The sequence below is a fragment of the Oceaniserpentilla sp. 4NH20-0058 genome (genome assembly GCF_040371755.1).
In the GTDB taxonomy this organism is placed as follows: domain Bacteria; phylum Pseudomonadota; class Gammaproteobacteria; order Pseudomonadales; family Oceanobacteraceae; genus Bermanella.
Map to the genome: position 1 here is coordinate 110,198 of NZ_BAABWE010000004.1, position 21,683 is coordinate 131,880.

Genomic DNA, 21,683 nt, shown 5'->3' on the forward strand with positions numbered 1-21,683 from the left:
ACTTATACTTCCTTTTGTTGGGCTAAAGCCCAACCTACAGATTGATTTGAATATAAATTGTCGCCCTAAAGGACGATGCAAATTATAATACAACGCTTAGAATTGTAGGTCGGGATTTATCTCGACACACAGAATTAAAGCTGCTCTATTTTAAAACCTTTATTTCTCAATTGATTAAGCAAGCCGATCTCATCGTTAAGGTGCAATGTTCCAACTAAAACAAACTCTTTTTGTTTATTGTTTATTAAGCTTGGAATTTGCTTCATCCAGTTATTATTTCGGTTAGTGATTAAGGTGTCATACACCTTAGGAAACTGTGTTTGCATTTCAATAACCGGTTGCATGTCCGTAAACGCGTGAATATCCCCATCACGCCATGCCTGTTTCATGATCAGTATCCATTTCGGTAGGCTTTTCATGTCTTCGATGGTATAGCGAATAATCACGTCAGGGTTAATGTCAGCAAGAGATTGTAGAAAACCAAGTTGTTCATCAATGGTTTCTAAGCTGCCAATGGTTTTCTTATCTGCTTTGCCTTGGACATTAAAGTGCTGATCGACCCCTAATTCACTGACCATTCCAAGGCGTTGATATTCCATGACGGTAAGGATAATAGATAACCCCCAAGGCTGGTATTTTTCAAAATGACTAATGGGGATTTGGCGGGCTGCCAAAAAAGCCTTAAGTTCAGTATAGACTTCAGGAGAAAGCTCAGATGACAGAGTGCGCGCATCTGTATACATCATAGATGTCATCATTTTTGCTTGTTGTTCTGGTTGGTTACTTGCGTCTATATCAGTTTCAAAAATAAGCGTATCAGAATCCTGATAGGCTTGGTTAAACGCTTTTGGAAGCGGGTAATCTTCTTGGTTAAGTAAATGAATGGTGCCGCCAATATAAAAATAATCATTGCCTTTACTTACCTTCCACACAGGTGTATTTGCATGAGTATGAGAAATGGCTAGGGCGAAAAATATGGCGTAAATCAATTTCATTATATGGCTTCCTTATTTTTCGATTTCACTAATGGCTTTAAATAAAGTTTGCTCCGTGAATTCTAAATTTTCAACTCCATTCACAAATCGTTTGAATGATGGATATCCATTTTCAGCACAAAGCTTTATACACCAACCTTTTATACTATGTATTTTTGAGTCATCAATATTATTAATTTTGCAGAAATCAATTGGATCGATAAAACTAATATTATCCTTGTTTGACGATATTGACTCTATCCGCTCGCTCAAGTTATTTAAAACCTTTTCATGTATTTCAAATTTTTCTTTTGTTTCTTTTTCTAATCGTTCGCGTTGCTCTATTTCAAGTAATAGCGATTGAACTATGCGTTTTACATCTGAATCTGTCTCCACAAGAGGTGCTGGATAGGTTCCATGTTTTTGTATGCATGGAAGAACTTCATGGAGTACCCATCTTTGAAAGTTTTTACATGCTTGGCTGTTGTCTCTTAGGATAATTCTAAAAAGCCCAGGTTGAGTTATATATAACTCATTTTCAAATTTCACTTTTTCATCGTCTTCCAAAACTTCTGATTGAGCTTTGATCAGCCCAAAAAGGCCGTCTGGCTTTTTGGAAGTAGAAAGAGTTGTATTTTGATGTGCGAGTAAAGAAATGACATCATGGAGGCAGAAATATATTTCATCTTTGAATATAGTCCTTACTTCATTGCCACCATCGGGATAAGATAATAAAATTTGATTTTTATTCATGATGAAATCCTTTTTATCGAGGCAATGGTAAATTTGGTAGATCCAACCCTAAACCTTGCCTTAACATAGCAACGGCTTTGTCTTCTTTATTTTGCGCTAAGTACAAGCGGCTTAATTCGCTACGTACTTCTGGGGTGTTTTCAATGGATAAGCTTGCTTCAAAATACTCCTGAGCTTCTGTAAACAGTTGGTTCATTAAAGCAATGCGACCAAGGCTCAACAATACGCTTGCATCATTAGGGCGCTGCTTGAGTAGATCTTTTGCAAATAAGTATTGTTTTTGTACGTTTTTCCCTATCACTCGACCATACAAGGCCATTAGTTCATCACTAAATTGGTGAGCTAACAAATAGCGTAATTGGGCTTCTGCTTCTTCGTTTGCATCTAACGATATTAAATGTTCAATGAAACTTTGTGATAGAGGTAAAAAGTCTAATTGTTTAATGGTGCTTGATGGAATGCTTTTCCATACTTTCAATAATGCTTGAGGGTTTTTGCTGGCAGTATTACGTGAGCGAATAATGTGCTCGATTAGTTTACCGTAAGCCTCAATTTCTAGCTTTTGAACATGTTTGTTTGGCAATAGTTTGTGTTTGTTTAAACTGGGTAACAATTCAATAACCGTTTGCCAGTCTTCTAATTCTGTGTGGGCTTTTAAAAGCATCTTGTTGACGTATTGATGCTTTGGGAACTGTTTTTTCAGACGCAAACAAGTGGCTAGACATTGTTCGTATTGTTGACGTTCTAATTGAAGTTGTGCTTGCTGTAAGCCCACTGCTAAATCGGCGCCTTTTGTGCTACTAGCGGCTTGAGCCATGAGTTCGTCACTACGCTCAAATTTACCTGCTAGTTGTGCTGCGCGAGCAGCGGCTAAGTAGTTAATGATTTTACCTTTGCCATGGGCACCCGCCATAAGCAGTTTTTCACTTTGTTTGAAATTACCCTCCGCCAAATAAATTAAACCTTTTACGGTTTTACTTACGGCTGAGTTCATGCCGCGTTTTTCGCGCCAGCTACTGAAAAGATGGTGCGTAGTTAATAAGGTCGTGATTAAGTGGATAGCGGCATATACGCTAAGTACACCGCTAATAAGTAAAATCAAAAAGACCCATAAGCTGGTTTCTACTACCCATTGTTGAAAGCTGATTAGAACATAGCCGCTGCCTTGCAACATGTAGTGGCCAATGAGGCTACCCGCCAGTAATAGAAGAACAATCAGAATCAAGCGTTTGCTCATTAAGCTTGCTCCTGTTGGTTATTTATTTTTTTGTTTGTTGAAGGTGTTTTATTTTGTTTTGGTTTTACGTCACTAGGATTAAACGTGCGCTCTTGCAGAATTTGACGTAACAGGCGTAACGATTCACTAACATTAGGCGTGGTTTGTTGTACATCAATGGCGGCTAACGCTTGCAGTTTTGCTGCAATGGTTTGCGCCCCAGAATGCCTTAGGTTATCTGTCAGCCATTGTTGTGCATGATTTAGGCTGTCTTGATATAAGCGGCTGTCGGCTTTTAATAACGCCCACTGTGCTTGCTCCAACATTAGATTCAGGTTGTGTTCAAGTAATTGATATTGGCTGTTGGTTAAAGGGGCGTTAAAAGCGTCGTCGCGATGACGAATACTGACAAGGGCTATCAGTTGCTGCCATAAGGTTTTTTCATCTGCGGATGGCATGACTTCTGTTTTTGTTTGTTTAAATGTTTGAGGAGGCTGAATGCCATCGTGTATTAATTGCTTGATTGCTTGGAGCTGGGTGTAAATCCCCTGACGGTCCAGTTGTGAGTGTTGGCCTAGTAGCAGCATTTCCTTGGCAATTTGTTCGCGTACAACCAGTAACGCAGGGTTATCTAGGTTGGCTAGTATTTGATTGGCAGCATCAAATAAACCATGGGCTGCAGTGAGTTCATGTTGCAAATATACACGCTGGTTCGCTAGACGTAATAGATATTCAATTTCGGCTAATTTCCAATCATCAACGCGAGCCCCAGGAATTTGATCGAGGGTTTGTTGCATGAATGCCAGTCGCCCTTGCATTTCTTTTAACGCTTGCTGGCTTTGCTCTAGGTGAGTAGCTTGTTTGCCGCGCTCAATAGAGTGTTGTTGGCTTTGACTAGCTAAGCTTTGCAGCTGTTGTTCAAGGGCGCTTTGCTTGAGTAGTAGGGTTTCGATTCGATACTGGCCAAACACGAGTGCAGCTATGATTAATAACGCCACCAAAAAAAACCAAACTTGCGAGAATGATTTGTCTTTTTGATGTTTAGTATTAGCAAGTTTTGGTGTGTCTTGTGTTGGCTTTTGATCACTCACTAGATCGATCCTTTCATAAAGCGATACGGGTCGGCGGATGTTTGGCCGATGCCAAGGTTAATGGGAGTGCTTGATGCGTTTTAAGCACTCTAGTATGCCTTGGCTATTTATTTTGTCACATACATATATGTGTTGGATATTCAGTTTTGCTGCCATAAGGGCAATTCGTTGACTTGGAACGATAATATGCAACGAGTTTAATTCTTCATAGTCGAGTTCGTTAGCAAGTTGTTGCAGCATCTCGCCACTGGTCAGCAGGGCGTAGTGTATGTGTTCTTGGCTAAGCAGTGTTGCCAATTCCCCTTTATTAAAGGTAATGGGGGCACGGCGGTAAAGCTCGCAATAGTGAACTTGAGCACCACGGGCGGCGAGGGTGTCGGCAAGATGCTCACGGCCTCCTACGCCACGGAAAATCAATACTTTTTTGTGAGTTAGGTCTTGTAAACCATCCAGTTCAAGCAGGCCTTCACTATGGTTATGGGTAGGCACGCGCATATCTATGTGCAGGGATTGAAATGCCTTGGCTGAACTTGGCCCTACTGCGTACCAATCAATGCCTACAGGGGGTTGTGGCCAGTATTGATCAATCCAATTCACCGCTAAGCTCGAGGCATTGCCACTGACACTGATCACCACATCATAAATATCTAAATCCATAATGTGTTGTTTCATGGTGTGAAATGGTTTGCCGTGATCTTGAGTGAATGGCTCAATGCGTAATAACGGCTGATGCACACAATGCCAACCCGCTTGGCTTAAATCGTTAATGAGATCTAAGCCTTGTCCTTGTGGGCGGGTAATTAATAGGGCACCTTCCACGGTTTACTTAACCTCGTGCCCGTAAATGTCGGTAAGGATTTTACCAGCGCCCTTGGCCAGTAAGTCTTCAGCAGCTTGAATGCCTAATTGTTCGGCATCGTTTACATGGCCTGAAATTTCAGCGCGAATGATGGTTTGACCGTCTTCACTGCCTACTAAGCCACGAAGAAATAACTGATCTTGATCGAGAGTGGCGTAACACGCGATGGGTACTTGGCAGCCCCCTTCAAGACGACGGTTTAAGGCACGTTCGGCATACACACGATACGCTGTGGCTTGATGGTGTAATGGTGCAAGTAATGCTTTTGTGGCGTTATCGTCGCTGCGGCATTCGATACCAACAGCACCTTGGCCACCAGCGGGTAACATGATGTCGTCCCCAATAAATTGCGCGATACGTTCTTGTAGCTCTAAACGAATTAAACCGGCGCTGGCTAAAATAATGGCATCAAATTCGTCGGCGTCTAATTTACCTAAACGGGTTTGTACGTTACCACGTAGGCTGGAAACCTTTAAATCAGGACGAGCGGCTAATGCTTGGCACTGACGACGTAAGCTGGATGTACCAAGGCGTGCCCCTTGAGGTAAATCCGCAAGGGATTTGTACTTATTAGAAACAAACGCATCGGTTGGGTTTTCACGCTCACAAATAACGCTTAAGCCTAAGCCTTCAGGGAATTCCATCGGTACATCTTTCATGCTGTGCACAGCAATGTCAGCACGGCCATCAAGCATGGCCGCTTCAAGTTCTTTAACAAATAAACCTTTACCGCCGATTTTAGCTAATGGCGTGTCGAGAATTTTATCCCCTTGGGTCGTAAAGGTAACCAGTTCCACTTCTAGCTTAGGATGAAAGCGTTGCAGTTCTGCTTTTACAAATTCAGCCTGCCAAAGGGCGAGTTTACTTTTACGGGTAGCGATGCGCAGAGTGTTCGCAGACATAATGGTCCCAGAGAAGTTTATAATTGGCTGTATGATACGGCAGATTGCAATAATTTTCAGGGTGTTTTACTGATATTCACCCTCCATTAGCGTTAAACTGCCGCTCTTGATTAAGCTTTGCTGATGTGAGTCAGGTTATCCGCAGCCCGGTTATTCTTTGCAGGGGTGATTCATGGGAAATGTTCACAGGTTAGAGGTGTATTCTTAGTGTTTATTCACATTTGTGCACAAAATCTGTGGATAAGATTGGGGTTAACTTTGGGACAGATGCCTACAGCTGTGATGGTGCGGGTGAATGCCTTAAATCGCTTAAAAATACACCGTAAATCAATCGCTTAGCCTTATGTGGAAAACTTTTATCCACGTAAGTTGTGGATAAAGCTTAGGATAACTTTGGGATACTCAGCTGCAAGCCGCTAGCCCTGTGTTTATGGGGAAACTGTTTAAAAAACAACAGGTTAATATGAACTTGATGACCGGCTGATAGGCTTAAGATAAAAAAGGTTATGCACAGATTTTGTGGATAACACATTGAATAACTTTGGGACACATGACGCCATCCCCCGTCATGGCCTTACCTAACTTAAATTGGTTGAAAACAACACATGCTATACGGCTTGATCGTTTTTATTAGTTACATGCTGCTAGGTGAATTTATTTCAGCCTTAATTGCTTGGCCAGTCCCCGGCTCTGTGTTGGGCATGCTGTTATTGTTTATGACTTTGGTGATTCGTGGGGGGGTGAGCGATTCGGTAAAGCAATCCAGCCAAAGCTTATTGCCATATTTACCATTGTTTATTGTGCCGGCATCCGTGGGGATCGTGAATTACATGGATCTGATTAAGATGGAAGGGCACATTATATTGCTGGCAATGATAGTCAGTTTGCTTGTGGGGATTCCTTTATGTGGTTGGTTAGTGCAAAAGACCATGAGCACACCGGCAAAGCATAAAGGAGATCAATTATGAATCTTCATTGGCAAAGTGCATGGGATGCGGTTTGGCAGAGTTCTTACTTAGGGCTGTTCTTAACGTTATTAAGTTTTCAGATGGGCTTGTGGCTGTTTCGCATGAGTGCGCAAAAACCCTTTTTGCACCCTGTTATGGTGAGTGTTACTAGCGTATGTGCCGTGGTGCTATTAAGTGATTTGAGTTTCGAGCGATACATGGACAGTGCACATATGATCAGTCAGTTTTTAGGTCCAGTGATTGTGGCGTTGGCCATCCCGTTATATGAAAACCTAAAAGCATTGCGCCAATATTGGTTACCGTTTTTATTAAGTAATGTATTAGGTGGTGCGTTTACCATCTTATTGGCGGTGGGCATTGTTTATGGGCTAGGGGCGTCAGATGTCAGTATTCATTCTATGTGGACAAAATCCATCACCACTGCGTTTGCCTTGGAAATAGCCCCTCAAATTGGCGGCATGGCGTCGGTGGCGGCAGCCATTATCATGTTTACTGGTATTTTTGGTGCGTTAATGGCCCCTACCTTGTTTCGGTGGTGTGGCATCACACAAGCTCCAGCACAAGGCTGTGCGTTAGGTGTTTGTGCCCATGCAGTTGGTACCGCAAAGGCGTTAGAGTTTGGTGGTGAGCAGGGGGCATTTGCGGCCTTATCCATGAGCTTTATGGGTATTCTATGTGCGTTTAGCTTGCCGTTTTTATTGGGTAGTTGAATGATTAGAAATGGATTTGTTGGTAGGGTGCTGGGGTTTGGTTAGCATACCTTGCCAAGTGTTTTGCTAGGCTATACTCAAAGCTAACGTTGCCAAGGACTAGGTCATGAAACTGCAGCTGGCAATTATCAATATTGTTATTCCTTGCTTGATCTTGGCCATTTTAGGCTATCTACCTGAGCAATCTATTCTAATCCCTAATTATGTGGCCACAGCGATTATTGTAGTGACCCTTGGGCGAGCGGTGTTGTTATATCAGCAACAAGCTGTGTTTAGCGTCTTACCACTTTTATTTATTACCCAGCCTGCATCTGTTGGATTTGAAATCGATATTTATGCGCCGTTCGCATTGCCCTGTTTCATGCTGTACTTGTGGTTGGTGAATTTACAGTGGGGGCAACGTCCTTGGCTACACTCGCTGCATGTTTTTAATTTCATATTGCTGATTCTGTTTGTTGCATGTTCTCGACGGGAGATCGTCGTCCCAGATGCGTGGCTGGGATACGCGTATTTCCCGATGACATGGCTTAGTGTGTTTTTCGCCTTAACCCCTTTATTGTTTGTGAAATTTTGGTTGCGCATTGGTCGTTGGGCCAGTTATTGGCCGCTTTTGGTGTTAGTAGGGGTGGCTTTCAAATGGGCTGATGAGAGTTACATACTTCTGTGGGGGGCGTGTGCGGCTTTGTTCTCCCTTTCCCTTGATGGTTATGTGATGGCCTATGTGGATGAACTCACAGGTATTGCAGGGCGCAGAGCGTTGGAGTTTAAGCTTAAAATGCAAGCTAAGCATTATTTTGTTGCCATGGTGGATGTGGATCATTTTAAAAAATTTAATGACACTTATGGGCATCAAGTGGGGGATGACGTCTTAAAAGTGATTGCTAAATTAATCAGCAAAACCCCTAAAGCTAAAGCCTATCGTTATGGAGGTGAAGAGTTTTGCTTGGTATTTGCTAATTTGCCTCAGGATGAGGTGAAAGCGGCGTTAGAGCAGACGCGAACTCGAATTGCTGATTATGCGTTATACCCAAAAAATCTAGAGCGCAAAAAGAGCCAGCGAGGGAAGAATGGTAAAGCTAAACCTCTACATATCACCGCCAGTTTTGGGCTGGCTCAACACCATTCAGGGCATAAACACGAAGCGGTTTTAGAACGAGCTGATAAGGCACTATATAAAGCTAAACAAGCAGGTAGAAACTGCGTAATTGTAGCTAAATAAGATAACTTAAGTCGCACCATATATTTGTTAATTTACCTATGGGGCTCTACTCTAAAGTAAGTGATTGGAGAAAATATATGGCCAGTATTTTAGCCGTTGATGATAGTGCGGCGATTAGAAAATTAATCTCGCTCGTACTTTCAGAAGGTGGATACACCGTCTTTGTCAAGGAAAATGGTTATGAAGCCTTAGACTTCGCTAAAAACCATACTGTAGATTTAGTGATTACAGATTTAAATATGCCGCAAATGAATGGTATGGATTTGGTCACCAATTTGAGATTACTTGATAATTATCAATACAAACCGATTTTGGTTATGACGGTGGAGACAGCGGACTACAAAAAAGAAAAAGCAAAAATGCTTGGCGCAACCGGTTGGATTGAGAAACCTATCAACAAAGCAAAATTATTAGATGCAGTGCAAAAAGCAATTAACTAGTTATGCATTAACTTGAGTTTACTGAAGGAGATCAAATGGCCAGTATTTTAGCGGTGGATGATAGTGAGGCAATACGCACATTAATGAAAGTGGTACTTGAGGCCGATGGGCACACTGTTTTTGTAAAAGAAAACGGTCGCGAGGCTTTGGATTTTGCAAAAAACCATACAGTTGATTTAGTTATCACTGATTTAAATATGCCGGAAATGGGTGGTATGAGCTTAGTGTCTCACCTTCGTCGCCTTGAGCCTTATAAGTCAAAACCTATTTTGGTGATCACTACAGAAACCGCTGATTACAAAAAGAAAAAAGCGAAAGGGGTAGGTGCTACAGGATGGATTGCTAAACCGGTAGATAAAGATCGATTATTAGCCGCAGTACATCGAACCGTAGGGTAACGATTTTATTCCCATCAAAAAAGCCAAGTCATATTGATATGCCTTGGCGTTCTTATAAATACAAACCTAATAAAGTTAATGTGTAGTGCTAGTGTGGTCACCATCAGGGGACACTGATAGCAACTCCATGAGTTCTTGCCGAGCACGAATCATTTCTCGGTAGTTTTGTAAAATGGCTGGATTACTTACCCCCATTCGTTGTTCTGCGTTATGCAAGTGTCGTTCAATCGTGATAATTTCATGCTGTAAGCGATAGATCTTGGGATGAATGCTATGCGTCATTACGAGCCATCCTTGTGATTGATTCTAAGTAAGCATAGTTAATTAATGTGAAGCACGTATCAAAATTATTCAACTAAATTGGAATTAAAAAATCCATTAAATATAAAAAAAGATATGAATAAATTCTCTTGAAAACTTTTGGGTCATAAAAGATGTTTTTATAGCGCAGCATAATAAATATAGAGCAAAAATATTTATTTCTGGTTTATAAATAGGGCGCTGAACCGCAAATAAAGTGTTCTAAAAGAGGGCGTTGAAATAATTCATAAGCCTGTCTTTTGAATCGTCTGAAAACAGACTTTTATATGTCGAAAGGATATGTTCAAGATAGTAACAGCGTACGCCAATCAAAATCTACTTGGCCCACTGCATAAAAGCCCGGCACAATCATAGAGGGTTTGCTGCCGTAGCGAATATGTTCATATTGTAGCGATAAAATATCCCCACCTACACAACGTAAAATTGCATGACCAGCGGCAATATCCCATTCACTAACATTACCAAACCTTGGATATACTTCACCTTGGCCGCTCGCAAGATAGCCAAGTTTTAATGCGCTTCCTACGGATATACGCTCTACTCGGGCGACTCTATGTTCCAGTTTTTCGCATAATCGATCTAGCGATTGCAGGGCATGACGCTTACTGCAAAGTATGCGAATTCGATCATGCTCACCGATTTGTATATTGGGGTTGCTGGCTTTTAATGGGATGGCAGGCTCATCACCTACCTTACAAAAAGCTTTGCCGTCGCCACCGTAATAGCACTCATCGGTAACAGGTGCATAAATTAATCCGAATACTGGCTCTCCTTCTTGAATCAGCGCAATATTCACTGTGAACTCGCCATTTCGGTCGATGAATTCTTTGGTGCCATCTAGTGGATCAACTAGCCAAAATTGTTGCCATTGGGCCCGTTGTTCTTGATTTGGGATATCCGCTTCTTCGCTAATAACGGGTACATTAATTATTTTGCTAAGGCCATTGTTAATAATATGGTGAGCAGCGAGATCAGCTTCAGTTAACGGGCTGTCATCGGACTTTTCAACCACAGTGTATGCACTGCGGTTATAGATCTGTAAAATGGCGGTACCGGCTTGCTTTGCAAGCTCAATGACAGCGGCATAATTTGGTTGCATGGGTCATTCACTTATCAATATTATTTTGTTGTGTCTGGAACCAGTTTTTAGCTAAATATAACGCAGCAATGGCTCTGCCTTCTGTCATATCTGCCCGTTGTACTAATGCATCAATATCATTTAACGGCCATGGTACCACTTCTAATGGTTCTGGCTCATCTCCTGATAAAGCTGCCTCGTATAGGTCTAGTGCAATAAACACGTCTATGCCACTTTTCATGTAGCTTGGACTAAGACTTAAGTGTTTTAAAAAGTGCAGCTCTTTAGCTGCAAATTGTATCTCTTCTTGTAGTTCTCGGTTAGCCGCTTGCTCAAGGCTTTCGCCTAAATCTACAGCGCCTTTAGGCAACGTCAGATTATAATCTTCTAGGCCCGCGCCGTATTCACGAATTAACAGTACTTCGCCTTTTTCATTTATTGGCACCATCATCACAGCCCCAGAGCCACCGGGAACTAACCGCTCGTATTGACGTTCAACCCCGTTAGAAAACCTAAGGTTCATGGCCTCAACGGTAAATAAACGGCTTTGGGTGACAATATGGCGATCTAATATTTGCGGTTTTTGGGGCATGGGCGGCATACTTTAATGGTAACAATAGGGCGATTATGACGGTAAAGGGGGGCCATTAAAATGGTGTATGGAAATGAAATTGAAATCGTTTTAAAGGATTTGAACTTTGATCATTATTTTTGATTGAGTATCAACCCGCACCCCTTATGAAGGTGTATTCATTAGTAGCGGATAATGCAATTCAAACATTTGGCTATATCCAACATTTTGTCACAACAAAATCATCTAAAAGAGCATCATGGATTTTCTTGAATTTGGCTAGGCTAACAATATGCAGCCTCATTATCTATGGAGAAACCATGAGTCGTTCATTTAAATTAATAACTTTATTTTTACTAAGCTTCTGTCTCGTCGCCTGTATTGATTTGGGCGAGGATGATAAACAAAACGCAGAAGACTGCTCGGCAGGGGATCAAGAAGCGTGTGATACCTTAGATGAAGAATTAGAACTGGCCAACGAAGCGTGCGACGATGGCGAACTGGATCAATGTTTACGGGCTGCTGCCTTAGATGAGTTAATTGACAGTATTCCTCAAGGATTAATCATTGCCTCATCAACCGCCAGTGCTGATGCGGGTAACAGCAGTGAGTTTGAAAGTAAAAAAGAAGCGGCAAGCGCATTTTTAGATACCATTCGTGGTGCCACTGATTTATCCAGTTGCTTAGATGCCATTCCTAGCCAGCCTCAGGTGTCATCGCCCTTATGTTATGGCCCTGCCCTTGATTACACCGACCACCCAGACTCATCAAGTGGTACAGATGACGGCCAACTACCCACAGGTGATTTAGGTTTATGGGTAGAAGACGAACCCAGTACAGGTGAGGCGTGTGCGGCAGCCAAGTTAAACGAGCTGGTGGCAAAGGCGGCCTATAATGTGGATCTTGCCGTGGGCAGTATGGGCATGATGGTGTGTGCGGCCGCATTACTAGGTGAAGACTTACCAGAAAATGGTGCCACGCTCGATTTGAGCTCACAGCTATCAAGTATTAGTGAGAGCAGTAATCAGTCTGGCATTGAGATTGAAACCGCAACGGTTATCCACAAAACCCTAAGTGCCAGTACCGGATACGAAACCCATATTGTCGGTACGCTTCATGGCCAAGAAATTGATTTAACCGTATTGCACGACAGTGACAATGATAATGGCCTGCTGACCATAGAAGCCACGGAAGAGAATAACCAAGCAACGGATTTACGCGGTGTATCGGTTATTTATGAGTTATCTAGCTCACAGGCTAGTTATCGGATGATTTCTTCTCGTGCCCAGCCACAAGGTAGTTCAGACCCCGAGGTGAGCTACGCCAGTGATGGTCAAATCAGCTTACAGGCCGGTGAAGACATTCATGTGATGCAAGCGCAAATTAGCCTCGCTGACGGATACGGCAGTTTAGCGTATGCATGGAAAGCAGGGGGCGGTGACAGCCATTACCGTGCGTTAAACGTGGTGACCGAAAGCACAGGTAATGGTACAGGTCGTGCGTACTATGGTTATGTGCCATCCCCAGCGGCATCCAGTGAGGTCATCGACCTTGATTTAGCCGCCACAGATGCCGGCATGATTTGCAACTGGGCAGGCCCAGGTAACAGTCACACTCCAGTGGATAAAGTGCAATATCAAGCCTTAGGTTTAAGCTCTGGTGAATGGACAGCCACCTCATCTAATATTTTATACGTGCCCACAACCACTTGTGATATGGATGCCAACACGGGTACGTTCACCCCAGCGTTTGGTGGCCATAACAGCTCAAGCCATACGCCATCAACTCATGAGCAAACGGTGATTGATAACGGCACATTGGATTCATCTTCCGCCGCCATTACCAATGACTTACTCGACAAAGCCAGTATTGATTTTACTTTACCAAGTGCGCCTACTGCTCCTCAGTAACATCTATTTAGCCCACTGAATACTCAGTGGGCTTTACCTTTCAAAGCACTTCTTTTGACGCAATTGCGGCTTATTACATATTTGCGGTTTCTGGCCCATGCTGAAAACACTATAATCAATGGGAATCGTCACACGTGCCTAAAGGGGTGCCCATTACATGATCCATTGGAATGAAGTTGATACCGTATTATTGGATATGGACGGCACTCTGCTGGATTTGCACTTTGATAATTTTTTCTGGTTGGAACACCTACCGGAAAGGTACGCCGTACACCACGGTATGGATAAATCCCAAGCATTAGAAACTCTCACTTTGCAGATGGAGCAAAAGCAAGGCCAGCTAGAATGGTACTGCTTAGACTACTGGAGCGAGCTGACACACATGCCCATTGCGCAATTGAAGCAAGATATCTCGCACAAAATTAAATTTCGCCCCCATGTACCTGATTTTCTTGAAGCTTTACGCAAAGCCGGAAAGCGAAGTGTGATTGTGACCAATGCCCATCGCGATAGTGTGGACTTAAAAATGCTGCATACGGGTTTAGATAACATGGTGGATCGCATTATTAGCTCCCACGATTACGGCTACGCCAAAGAAGATCAGCGTTTTTGGCAACACTTAATGGAAGATGAAGGCTTTGATAAGCAACGCACTGTTCTCATTGATGATAGTTTAGCTGTGTTAGAATCTGCTCAGCGCTATGGTATTCAACACTTAATGTGTATTCATGAACCAGATAGCCAAAAACCCAAGCGAGAGATAACCCAGTTTCGCAGCATTGATGCCTTTAAAGATGTGATGCCAGCGAATAAGGAAGCCCCAAGTGAGTGATAAAAAGCCCGCAAAAGTACGCTTAGATAAGTGGCTTTGGGCGGCCCGATTTTTTAAAACCCGTGCACTGGCTAAAGCCGCCATTGAAGGTGGCAAAGTTCTGTACGATGGGCAGCGCTGTAAAGTCAGTCGCACGGTTGATGTTGGAGCCACCTTGCAGGTACGCCAAGGCTATGATGATAAAATCATCACCGTGCTCAAAATCAGCGAACAACGCAAAGGCGCAGCGGATGCCCAGCTGTTATACGAAGAAACCGCAGCCAGCATCAAAAAACGCATGGACGAAGCAGATCGTCGTCGCAAATTTGCCCAATCCAACCCCTTGTTTGACCATAAGCCAAACAAAAAAGAGCGCCGTCAAATTAGTAAGTTTAAAGACGAAACCACGCTTTAATTTAAAACCCTATTGATAAGCTTATCCGCAGGATAAGTAAGAGAAAACCCATGGCCACTCATGACACCTTACAACGTTTTACCTTTGATAACTGCCATGTACGTGGTGAATTAGTCGGGCTTAAGCAATCCCTTGCAGACATGTTTCAGCGTCAAACCTACCCAGAGCCAGTCAATGGCCTTCTAGGGGAGCTATTAGTGGCTGCGGCACTGTTAAGTGCCACCGTTAAAATTGAAGGTATTTTAAGCCTGCAAGTGCAAACCGATGGCCCAGTACGCTTATTGGTTGCGGAAACCACCCATGACGGCAAACTCAAAGGCATTGCCCGTTTAGACGAAGACAAAGACTTAAGTGAAGAGCACCTACTTGGGCAAAAGGGCCAGCTTATTATCACCATTGAGCCAAACCAAGGCCGTCGCTATCAAGGTATCGTCGCACTCGAAGAAGGCAGTATTACTAAGTCGGTAGAAGCGTACTTTAGACAATCCGAACAGCTAGATACCCACTTATGGATTAGCTGTGAAAACGGCATGGCAGCAGGTTTGTTTTTACAAGAGCTCCCAGAGCTTGGTGAAATTCAAGAAACCATAGAGGCGGATGACGACGCATGGAACCGCCTAAACCAATTGGCGCACACCCTGCGCAGTGATGAATTATTGCACCTTAGCAATGAAGATATTTTATATCGTTTATATCACGAAGAAAAAGTACGAGTCTACGAAGGGCAACCGTTACAATTTAGTTGCAGTTGCTCAAAAGAACGTTTATCCGTGGCCCTGACTCAAATCGGATATGCGGAATGCCAAGACATCATCGACGAGCAGAAAAAGATCCGAGCCGATTGTCAGTTTTGTGGTCAACACTACAGCTTCACTCAAAGTGATGTGAATGGATTGTTCCCCCTAGAAAGCGCAAAAAACGGCAAAGGCCTGCATTAATCTTTTTGAAAAGTCGAAATCAATATGAGGCCGCTTATTGAAAAATACGCGGCTTTTTTTGTGGGTGATGGCACGACTTAAATCAAAAGGCCCAGTTTACTAATAAGCCATAGCGGTGAGCTAGACGCTCGTTTTCGGGAATGTAAACCGTGCCGATGTTTTGAATGTCTTTAAATTGATATTGGAAGTCGTAGATTAGCCCTAACGAGATATCGTCATTCAGGTGATAACTTAAACTGCTGATAATTTCTGTGTTCCAACCGGCAGTGGAGTCAAATTGCAATTCAGGGTATAGCGTATTTTCAATTCGACTAAATACAGGGATACCAACTAACGCGGTGAAGTGTAATTGCCAATCCTCTGTCAATGAAAAATAACTTGAGCCACCCCCTTGTATTATTAATTCACCAAATGTTTCTTCTACGACATTATCTCCAGTGCAATCAGTTTGACTTGGATTGCATGATAAAACACTTAGATAATTAAATGAAAAGCGCTTAAAAGTCCCCAAAGAGTAAGTTGCGCCGAGATCCAGTGACCACCAAGCTTGTGGGTGGTAGTGCAGTAAGAATTGAGTAGAAACTTGTGAATAAGTGAATTGATTGGTTTGTAAGTCGTGTGGCTCAATACCTTGGAACGTATTAGTGAGTCGCCATGTTTCAGTAACATGTTGCGGATATAAAGTCGAAATAGCATTTATCGAGAACGATAAATCAGGGCTAACAAAGGTGCGGCCTCCGGATAACAATACTAGGTTATCGGTTGTGGTGTCGGTTTCAAAGTTGGCACCACTGATACTAATGGTCTCTTTGTAGTTTATGTTTTCATTACCAATGGCAAAATAACTGTAGCTGGCGGGTTTGTCTTTTATGTCTAACGATGCACTTTGTGCTTGGCTGTTAAGCGAGATGCTATAGATGAAAAGTACATACAATAATCCTGTTTTTTTCATGTTAGTCCTTTGTGGGTGTGCCCCTAATAAAATAAAACCCGACTACTTTAAGAGTAGTCGGGTTTTTTATTTCAGGTTAATGAATGGGCTACCAAATATCGTTGGAGCTTGGGTACCATTCGTTAGGGTTGGCGTCTGTCATTGGTGTTGCCAAGCTGGCAGGGGTGTTGCCATCGTTGAAGTCTTTATCTAATAAGTCTCCTGTGGAGGTGGACACATCGCCGCTTCCGTCCAGAGTCGTTAGCGTGAGATTATCCAAAGCTAATGGGCTGGCGGCTCTGAGTATTAAACGGTAGTCCGTACCAGCGCGGCTTACTAGGTCGGTTTTGCTTAAGTCAGCCACTTGGGTATAGGTGGTGCCGTCATCGCTGTAGTACAGCTCAATGTTGGTGCCGTAGACTTTCACACGATAGTTTTTCCATACACCGTTAAATAAGGTGTCGTGAGTGTCTTTGTCGAACCATGTGTGGTTGTACCAAACCCATCCGGTTTGCGCATTGGAGCCGTTGGCGTATTCAAGGTTCGACCAGCCACCTAAGCGGTAGTTGAAGACCAAACTTGCCCAGTCGTTATCCCAATTAGATTGATCGGCGTTACGGGCTTCTGAATTGGCTTTGTCGAATAACATGACATCAATACCATCCCAGCTGAAGTTTTTCGCTGCAAAGTCTACTTGGAAGTTAGCGCCAATATCTGCGCCTAAGATATCCCAACCTTTTTTCTCCCATGTATCAAAGCTGGTGGCATATTTCAGTACTTTATCGTCAGCAATGGCAGTGTCTACATTGGCTAATAAACCTGTGTTGTACCAGCCAGTTTGTGGGCGTGTTTCCAATGTTGCATCGCTGGCGGATTGTAGTTGAAAGCCGCTTAAATCAATGATGCTGCTTGCATTAAATGCCACGGTATAGGTTTCATCAAATGACATTGGTACGGTTTCTGGTAGCAGTAATGGGTCGACACTGCTTCCGGTCTGCTCTAAATCAGGCACCATATGTAAGGTTTTATAGAGCCATAACTTAAAGGTTGGAATGACACCGTTGTCACCTTCTGTGGTATCAGCTGAGGTGAGGGTAATGTTGTCATCTACTGAGCTGGCGTCTGGATATTTATTAAAGTCCACACTCACGCTGTAGATGTTAACAGGGTCCACGTGTACGTCTTGTACTAGGAAGTTCCCTGCTTCAACGGGCGGTGCACTTGGTGCAATCACTTCAATATCTTGTACTTTAGATGCAGCACCAGATGCGGTGGCGGTTTCTTGTAAGGTTAAAAACTGAGATAAATCGGCATCGTCAGCAGCGGCTCTCACCCCTAGTGTGTCGATTTGTCCTGTTACTACTGTGTTGCTGCCCAGCTCTAAAGCAGAGAAGAACAGTGTATTGCCACTTAAGCGCCAGTTATAGATTTCATAACGGCCAGTGGCACCGCTTTCATTTGGGTCGATCAATGTAGTCAGTTCGCGAGTTTCTAAATTGACCATGCGAATCACGTCGGCTTCATTTAAGCCCGGTACGACTACCTCTTCGGTGTAATACAAGAAACCACGGGAAATTTGGAACGGGGTATCTTGCATCCAGCTCCACCAACCATCATCGCCTAAATCAAGCTCTACTTTTGGTACACCATCAAATGGTAGCATTTGGAATACTTTTAGTGAGTTATTCCAAGTCCAAGTGTCGTTGGTGGAGTTGTATTCACTGCTGCCACTTTCAAACACACCGTATACACGGCCATCGTCGGCCATGATGATGCGACGCGGGGTAGGGGAACTCCAGCCATTATTCTGGTCTTGTGCGCCAAACAAGCTGGTATCTAGGCTAGCAAACTGAAAGCGGCCGAGGCTATCATCTTGAATGGGCTTAGCCATTTTTAGGCCGCTACTGGCGTTACTCCAATCTTCTTCACCCCAAACCAAGGCGTTTTCGCTGTCTTTGGTGAAAAATTTCACCCATGAATCTGAGCTAAGGTTTACAACCGAGCCTGCGCTGTTCACTACTTTTAGTACAAGATTACCAGAGTTGGTGTCCTGCCATGCTTGGTAGGCCACTTCACCAGAAGATAGGGTTAAGAAAAATTGGACGTGTTCGTTGTCTTGCGAGATATTGGTGACGCTTTGGTCGCTGGCACTCATTTTGTAGATTAACGGATTCCAATCCACTTGATTGAGCCAGAAGTTAGACTGTTCACTGATGCAGTTGCCATCATTATCGAACTCGTTACAAAAAGAATCTTCTTGTCGAGTAAAACTGGTGGCCGTAAAGTAAACATTACCATCCGTATCGAATTGAATGGGTTTTTGATTACCCGATACATTCTGCATGTAGCTGTCGTCCATATATTGCACCATGAGTCCTTCTTCTACGCAGCGGTGCTCGTCTGTATCGGTGTCCACTTCTAATAGTCCACAATTGAGTGCGGCAATGGTGCTGGCGTAATCAAATTCACTGCTGCTGTTGTCATGCCAGCCTGTATCTAAAGCGATATAAACCTTTGAGCCATCTGGCGATACAACGCTGTACATGACTTTCATTGGCATGTTCGTATCAATTGCTAACGAGGCATCCCCTTCCTCATCAATGGCTAATAAATTAGATACACCTTCTTCTTCGTCTTCTCGACCATTAATACTTCGAGCAAGTGGGGTTTTGGCATTCTTAGCCAGTGTATAGCTAAATATTGGTTTGCCTGTTTTGCTTGAAATGCTTCTTGAGGTGTCCTCTACAATGGCTTCTTCGTTAGCAACAAGTGAAACCGCCCCGCTGAGATTAAAGCTGACCGTTGGTGTTGTGGAGGTATCGGTTGGGGTTGGGGTTGAGCCTCCACCACCGCCATCACCACCGGTTCCGCTGTTATCGTCACCGCCTCCGCCGCTATCAAAGCAGCCAACTGTGCTAAATAGGACCGCACTGAGTAATATGGTTTTGAATCGTGAAACCGACGAATGACTGGAGAGAGAAAAATACGACATAGAACTTCCCTATGAGATAAGACAAAAATGTATCTGCGTAATAAAGTTTTAGTTCGTAAGGGGAATTCGTCAAAGACGGGTGTATTGCAAAGGTTCTGAGTTTAATAATATTCAGTTATGACAGCCTAAATAACAGGGTAAAGCGTGATGTTTTGCTCCCAATAAATGATTTAGATCAAGTCTATAGGCTTAGATTTATTTATTACTGATGAATCTTTTTTAAGTTTCATTTGCTTATGTCCAAAAAGTAGTGAGATCTCACTTTAAAAATCACCCTATGAGTGCCACTTTTTGCGCCATATAAACGATAATAAATCCAACTTATAGCAGGTATAGGCAACATAAATATCCTGTATACCCCCTACCAATGCTGACTCTTAGTGCGGAATAAACCGATTAAATGGCTCTGGTTTGGGCTTTTTGTAACCTGCCTATTCGCCTAGATTGGATTTTCTGGCATAATCGCGCACCTAAAATTTTAAATGCGCCATAGGTGATTCCCTTTGGCGGTAATGTATTAAGTTCACTGGCCACAAGCTGGTAACATATTTTTTGGATTGGGCATTATGACCACCGTTTACACCGATCTTTCCTCTGCTTTATTGGTAGAAAAAGCACTAGAGCGCGGCGAAGGCCGTTTACAGGATAACGGCGCATTAGTTATCGAAACTGGCAAGCGCACAGGTCGTTCACCAATGGATCGTTTCATTGTGCAAGAGCCAAGCACCTCAGATGCCATCGATTGGGGTAATGTAAACCGCCCTTTCGATGCCGACAAATTCGATGCCCTTTGGGATCGCGTAGAAGCTTACCTAGACCAGCACGACAAATTTGTATCGAACGTGCACGTAGGTGCAGACTCTAACCACTATCTACCGGTTAAAATGACAACACAAACGGCTTGGCAGAACCTGTTCGGTCGTAACCTATTTATCCGTCCTGATACGTTTAACCCTTCTGACAAAGAAGAGTGGCAAATCCTGAACGTAGCGGGTTTTGAGTGTGTGCCTGAGCGTGATGGCACTAACTCTGATGGTTGTGTGATCATCAACTTCGCAAAACGTAAAGTGCTACTGGCTGGTATGCGTTATGCCGGCGAAATGAAAAAAGCCATGTTCTCTGTACAAAACTTCTTATTGCCTGAAAAAGACGTGCTGCCAATGCACTGTTCAGCCAACGTAGGTGAAGAAGGGGATACATGCTTGTTCTTCGGTCTTTCTGGAACAGGTAAAACCACACTATCCGCTGACCAAAGCCGTTACCTAATTGGTGATGATGAGCACGGTTGGGGCAAAGGTACAGTATTCAACATCGAAGGCGGCTGCTATGCAAAAACCATCGATCTTTCTCAAAAGAACGAGCCAGTTATTTGGGATGCTATTAAATTTGGTGCCATTGTTGAAAACGTGGTGATCAACCCAGAAACTCGTGTTGCAGATTATAACGACGTTTCATTAACTGAAAACGGCCGTTGTGCTTACCCTTTAGAGCACATTGAAAAGCGTGTTTTAGAAAACCAAGCTGGCGAGCCTAAAGCGGTTATCTTCTTAACATGTGATATGACGGGTGTTTTACCTCCGGTTTCGATTCTTTCTAAAGAGCAAGCGGCTTACCACTTCCTTTCTGGTTACACGGCATTAGTTGGCTCTACTGAAATGGGTGGATCTAAAGGCCTTAAATCCACGTTCTCTACTTGTTTTGGTGCGCCGTTCTTCCCGCGTCCAGCAGGTGAATATGCCGAGCTTCTTATGAAGCGTGTGACTGAGTATGACTCTCAAGTTTATCTTGTGAACACAGGTTGGACTGGCGGGCCTAACGGTGCAGGCGGTGAGCGTTTCTCTATCCCGACTACTCGTGCTGTGATTGCGGCTATTCAGTCTGGTGCGCTTCGTGATGCTGATACAGATACGATTCCAGTCTTTGGCCTACAAGTGCCTAAGTCTGTTGAAGGTGTTGATCGTACATTGCTTAACCCTCGTGGTGCATGGGCCGACCAAGGTAAATACGACGAAGTGGCAGCGGGTCTTGCGCAGCAGTTCATTGATAACTTTGCTAAGTATGATGTATCTGATGCGATCCGTGATGCAGGTCCAAAGCTGTAATATGCAGTTTTATCTGAAGTGTCATTGAAGGCGTTTCGGATATCGACCTTTAATGGTCAAAAATAATTACCTCACCCTAGGTAA

Annotated in this window: 21 protein-coding genes; 10 read left to right on the plus strand and 11 right to left on the minus strand. The window is 43.4% G+C overall.

Going from position 1 to position 21,683, the window contains the following annotated elements; genetic code table 11:
• Positions 1–134 precede the first annotated feature (134 nt).
• The 6 genes from ABWV45_RS07165 to hemC are packed head-to-tail and all read right to left on the minus strand — an operon-like array spanning position 135 to position 5,795.
• Complete coding sequence (locus ABWV45_RS07165; protein WP_353350124.1) at positions 135–995, minus strand: TraB/GumN family protein; 861 nt, start codon at positions 993–995, stop codon at positions 135–137.
• A gap of 12 nt (positions 996–1,007) precedes the next feature.
• On the minus strand, positions 1,008–1,727 hold the full coding sequence (locus tag ABWV45_RS07170; RefSeq protein WP_353350126.1) for a BRO-N domain-containing protein: 720 nt from the start codon (positions 1,725–1,727) through the stop codon (positions 1,008–1,010).
• Positions 1,728–1,740: 13 nt separating this feature from the next.
• The gene (locus ABWV45_RS07175; protein ID WP_353350128.1) at positions 1,741–2,964 is read right to left on the minus strand and encodes a heme biosynthesis HemY N-terminal domain-containing protein; all 1,224 of its coding nucleotides are present in this window, start codon (positions 2,962–2,964) and stop codon (positions 1,741–1,743) included.
• The gene (locus ABWV45_RS07180) at positions 2,964–4,034 is read right to left on the minus strand and encodes a uroporphyrinogen-III C-methyltransferase (protein ID WP_353350130.1); all 1,071 of its coding nucleotides are present in this window, start codon (positions 4,032–4,034) and stop codon (positions 2,964–2,966) included. The genes ABWV45_RS07175 and ABWV45_RS07180 overlap by 1 nt, the downstream gene beginning before the upstream one ends.
• A 57-nt stretch (positions 4,035–4,091) precedes the next feature.
• Complete coding sequence (locus ABWV45_RS07185; protein ID WP_353350132.1) at positions 4,092–4,853, minus strand: uroporphyrinogen-III synthase; 762 nt, start codon at positions 4,851–4,853, stop codon at positions 4,092–4,094.
• A 3-nt stretch (positions 4,854–4,856) separates the two neighbouring features.
• The gene (gene hemC, locus ABWV45_RS07190) at positions 4,857–5,795 is read right to left on the minus strand and encodes a hydroxymethylbilane synthase (RefSeq protein WP_353350134.1); all 939 of its coding nucleotides are present in this window, start codon (positions 5,793–5,795) and stop codon (positions 4,857–4,859) included.
• 605 nt (positions 5,796–6,400) lie between these two features.
• Between hemC and ABWV45_RS07195 the strand changes: the two genes are divergently transcribed.
• The 5 genes from ABWV45_RS07195 to ABWV45_RS07215 all read left to right on the plus strand — a co-directional run bounded on the left by ABWV45_RS07195 (position 6,401) and on the right by ABWV45_RS07215 (position 9,530).
• Entirely contained in the window at positions 6,401–6,763 is a 363-nt protein-coding gene (locus tag ABWV45_RS07195; RefSeq protein WP_353350135.1) for a CidA/LrgA family protein, read from the plus strand.
• Positions 6,760–7,473: an LrgB family protein gene (locus ABWV45_RS07200; protein WP_353350136.1), complete on the plus strand. Its 714-nt coding sequence runs from the start codon at positions 6,760–6,762 to the stop codon at positions 7,471–7,473. Before ABWV45_RS07195 ends, ABWV45_RS07200 begins: the two co-directional genes overlap by 4 nt.
• A gap of 106 nt (positions 7,474–7,579) precedes the next feature.
• Positions 7,580–8,692, plus strand: coding sequence for a GGDEF domain-containing protein (locus ABWV45_RS07205; RefSeq protein WP_353350138.1), 1,113 nt, complete (start codon positions 7,580–7,582; stop codon positions 8,690–8,692).
• Between the two features lie 77 nt (positions 8,693–8,769).
• Positions 8,770–9,132 (plus strand): response regulator, encoded by a 363-nt coding sequence (locus ABWV45_RS07210; protein ID WP_353350140.1) that lies wholly within the window; start codon positions 8,770–8,772, stop codon positions 9,130–9,132.
• Positions 9,133–9,167: 35 nt separating this feature from the next.
• Positions 9,168–9,530 carry a response regulator gene (locus ABWV45_RS07215; protein WP_353350142.1) on the plus strand — a complete coding sequence of 121 codons (363 nt, stop codon included), beginning with the start codon at positions 9,168–9,170 and terminating at the stop codon, positions 9,528–9,530.
• A gap of 75 nt (positions 9,531–9,605) precedes the next feature.
• On the opposite strand, the gene ABWV45_RS07220 is transcribed toward ABWV45_RS07215, so the two are convergent.
• The 3 genes from ABWV45_RS07220 to nudE form a co-directional block, all read right to left on the minus strand.
• Positions 9,606–9,812, minus strand: a complete 207-nt coding sequence (locus ABWV45_RS07220) for a hypothetical protein (protein WP_353350144.1) — start codon at positions 9,810–9,812, stop codon at positions 9,606–9,608.
• A gap of 322 nt (positions 9,813–10,134) precedes the next feature.
• Positions 10,135–10,950 carry a 3'(2'),5'-bisphosphate nucleotidase CysQ gene (gene cysQ, locus ABWV45_RS07225; protein WP_353350146.1) on the minus strand — a complete coding sequence of 272 codons (816 nt, stop codon included), beginning with the start codon at positions 10,948–10,950 and terminating at the stop codon, positions 10,135–10,137.
• Between the two features lie 7 nt (positions 10,951–10,957).
• Positions 10,958–11,521: an ADP compounds hydrolase NudE gene (gene nudE, locus ABWV45_RS07230; RefSeq protein ID WP_353350148.1), complete on the minus strand. Its 564-nt coding sequence runs from the start codon at positions 11,519–11,521 to the stop codon at positions 10,958–10,960.
• A 299-nt stretch (positions 11,522–11,820) separates the two neighbouring features.
• Here nudE and ABWV45_RS07235 point away from each other — a divergent pair, with 299 nt between their 5' ends.
• The 4 genes from ABWV45_RS07235 (at position 11,821) to hslO (ending at position 15,574) form a co-directional block, all read left to right on the plus strand.
• Positions 11,821–13,410, plus strand: a complete 1,590-nt coding sequence (locus tag ABWV45_RS07235; RefSeq protein ID WP_353350150.1) for a hypothetical protein — start codon at positions 11,821–11,823, stop codon at positions 13,408–13,410.
• A gap of 157 nt (positions 13,411–13,567) precedes the next feature.
• The gene (gene yrfG, locus ABWV45_RS07240) at positions 13,568–14,242 is read left to right on the plus strand and encodes a GMP/IMP nucleotidase (protein WP_353350152.1); all 675 of its coding nucleotides are present in this window, start codon (positions 13,568–13,570) and stop codon (positions 14,240–14,242) included.
• Positions 14,235–14,636, plus strand: a complete 402-nt coding sequence (locus ABWV45_RS07245) for an RNA-binding S4 domain-containing protein (RefSeq protein ID WP_353350154.1) — start codon at positions 14,235–14,237, stop codon at positions 14,634–14,636. Before yrfG ends, ABWV45_RS07245 begins: the two co-directional genes overlap by 8 nt.
• A gap of 50 nt (positions 14,637–14,686) precedes the next feature.
• On the plus strand, positions 14,687–15,574 hold the full coding sequence (gene hslO / locus ABWV45_RS07250; RefSeq protein ID WP_353350156.1) for an Hsp33 family molecular chaperone HslO: 888 nt from the start codon (positions 14,687–14,689) through the stop codon (positions 15,572–15,574).
• 82 nt (positions 15,575–15,656) lie between these two features.
• Here hslO and ABWV45_RS07255 read toward each other — a convergent pair whose 3' ends face one another.
• On the minus strand, positions 15,657–16,526 hold the full coding sequence (locus ABWV45_RS07255; RefSeq protein WP_353350158.1) for a hypothetical protein: 870 nt from the start codon (positions 16,524–16,526) through the stop codon (positions 15,657–15,659).
• An 88-nt stretch (positions 16,527–16,614) separates the two neighbouring features.
• Positions 16,615–19,497 (minus strand): hypothetical protein, encoded by a 2,883-nt coding sequence (locus ABWV45_RS07260; RefSeq protein ID WP_353350160.1) that lies wholly within the window; start codon positions 19,495–19,497, stop codon positions 16,615–16,617.
• Positions 19,498–20,063: 566 nt separating this feature from the next.
• On the opposite strand from ABWV45_RS07260, the gene ABWV45_RS07265 reads away from it, so the two are divergent.
• Positions 20,064–21,599 carry a phosphoenolpyruvate carboxykinase gene (locus tag ABWV45_RS07265; protein WP_353350162.1) on the plus strand — a complete coding sequence of 512 codons (1,536 nt, stop codon included), beginning with the start codon at positions 20,064–20,066 and terminating at the stop codon, positions 21,597–21,599.
• Positions 21,600–21,683: the final 84 nt, after the last annotated feature.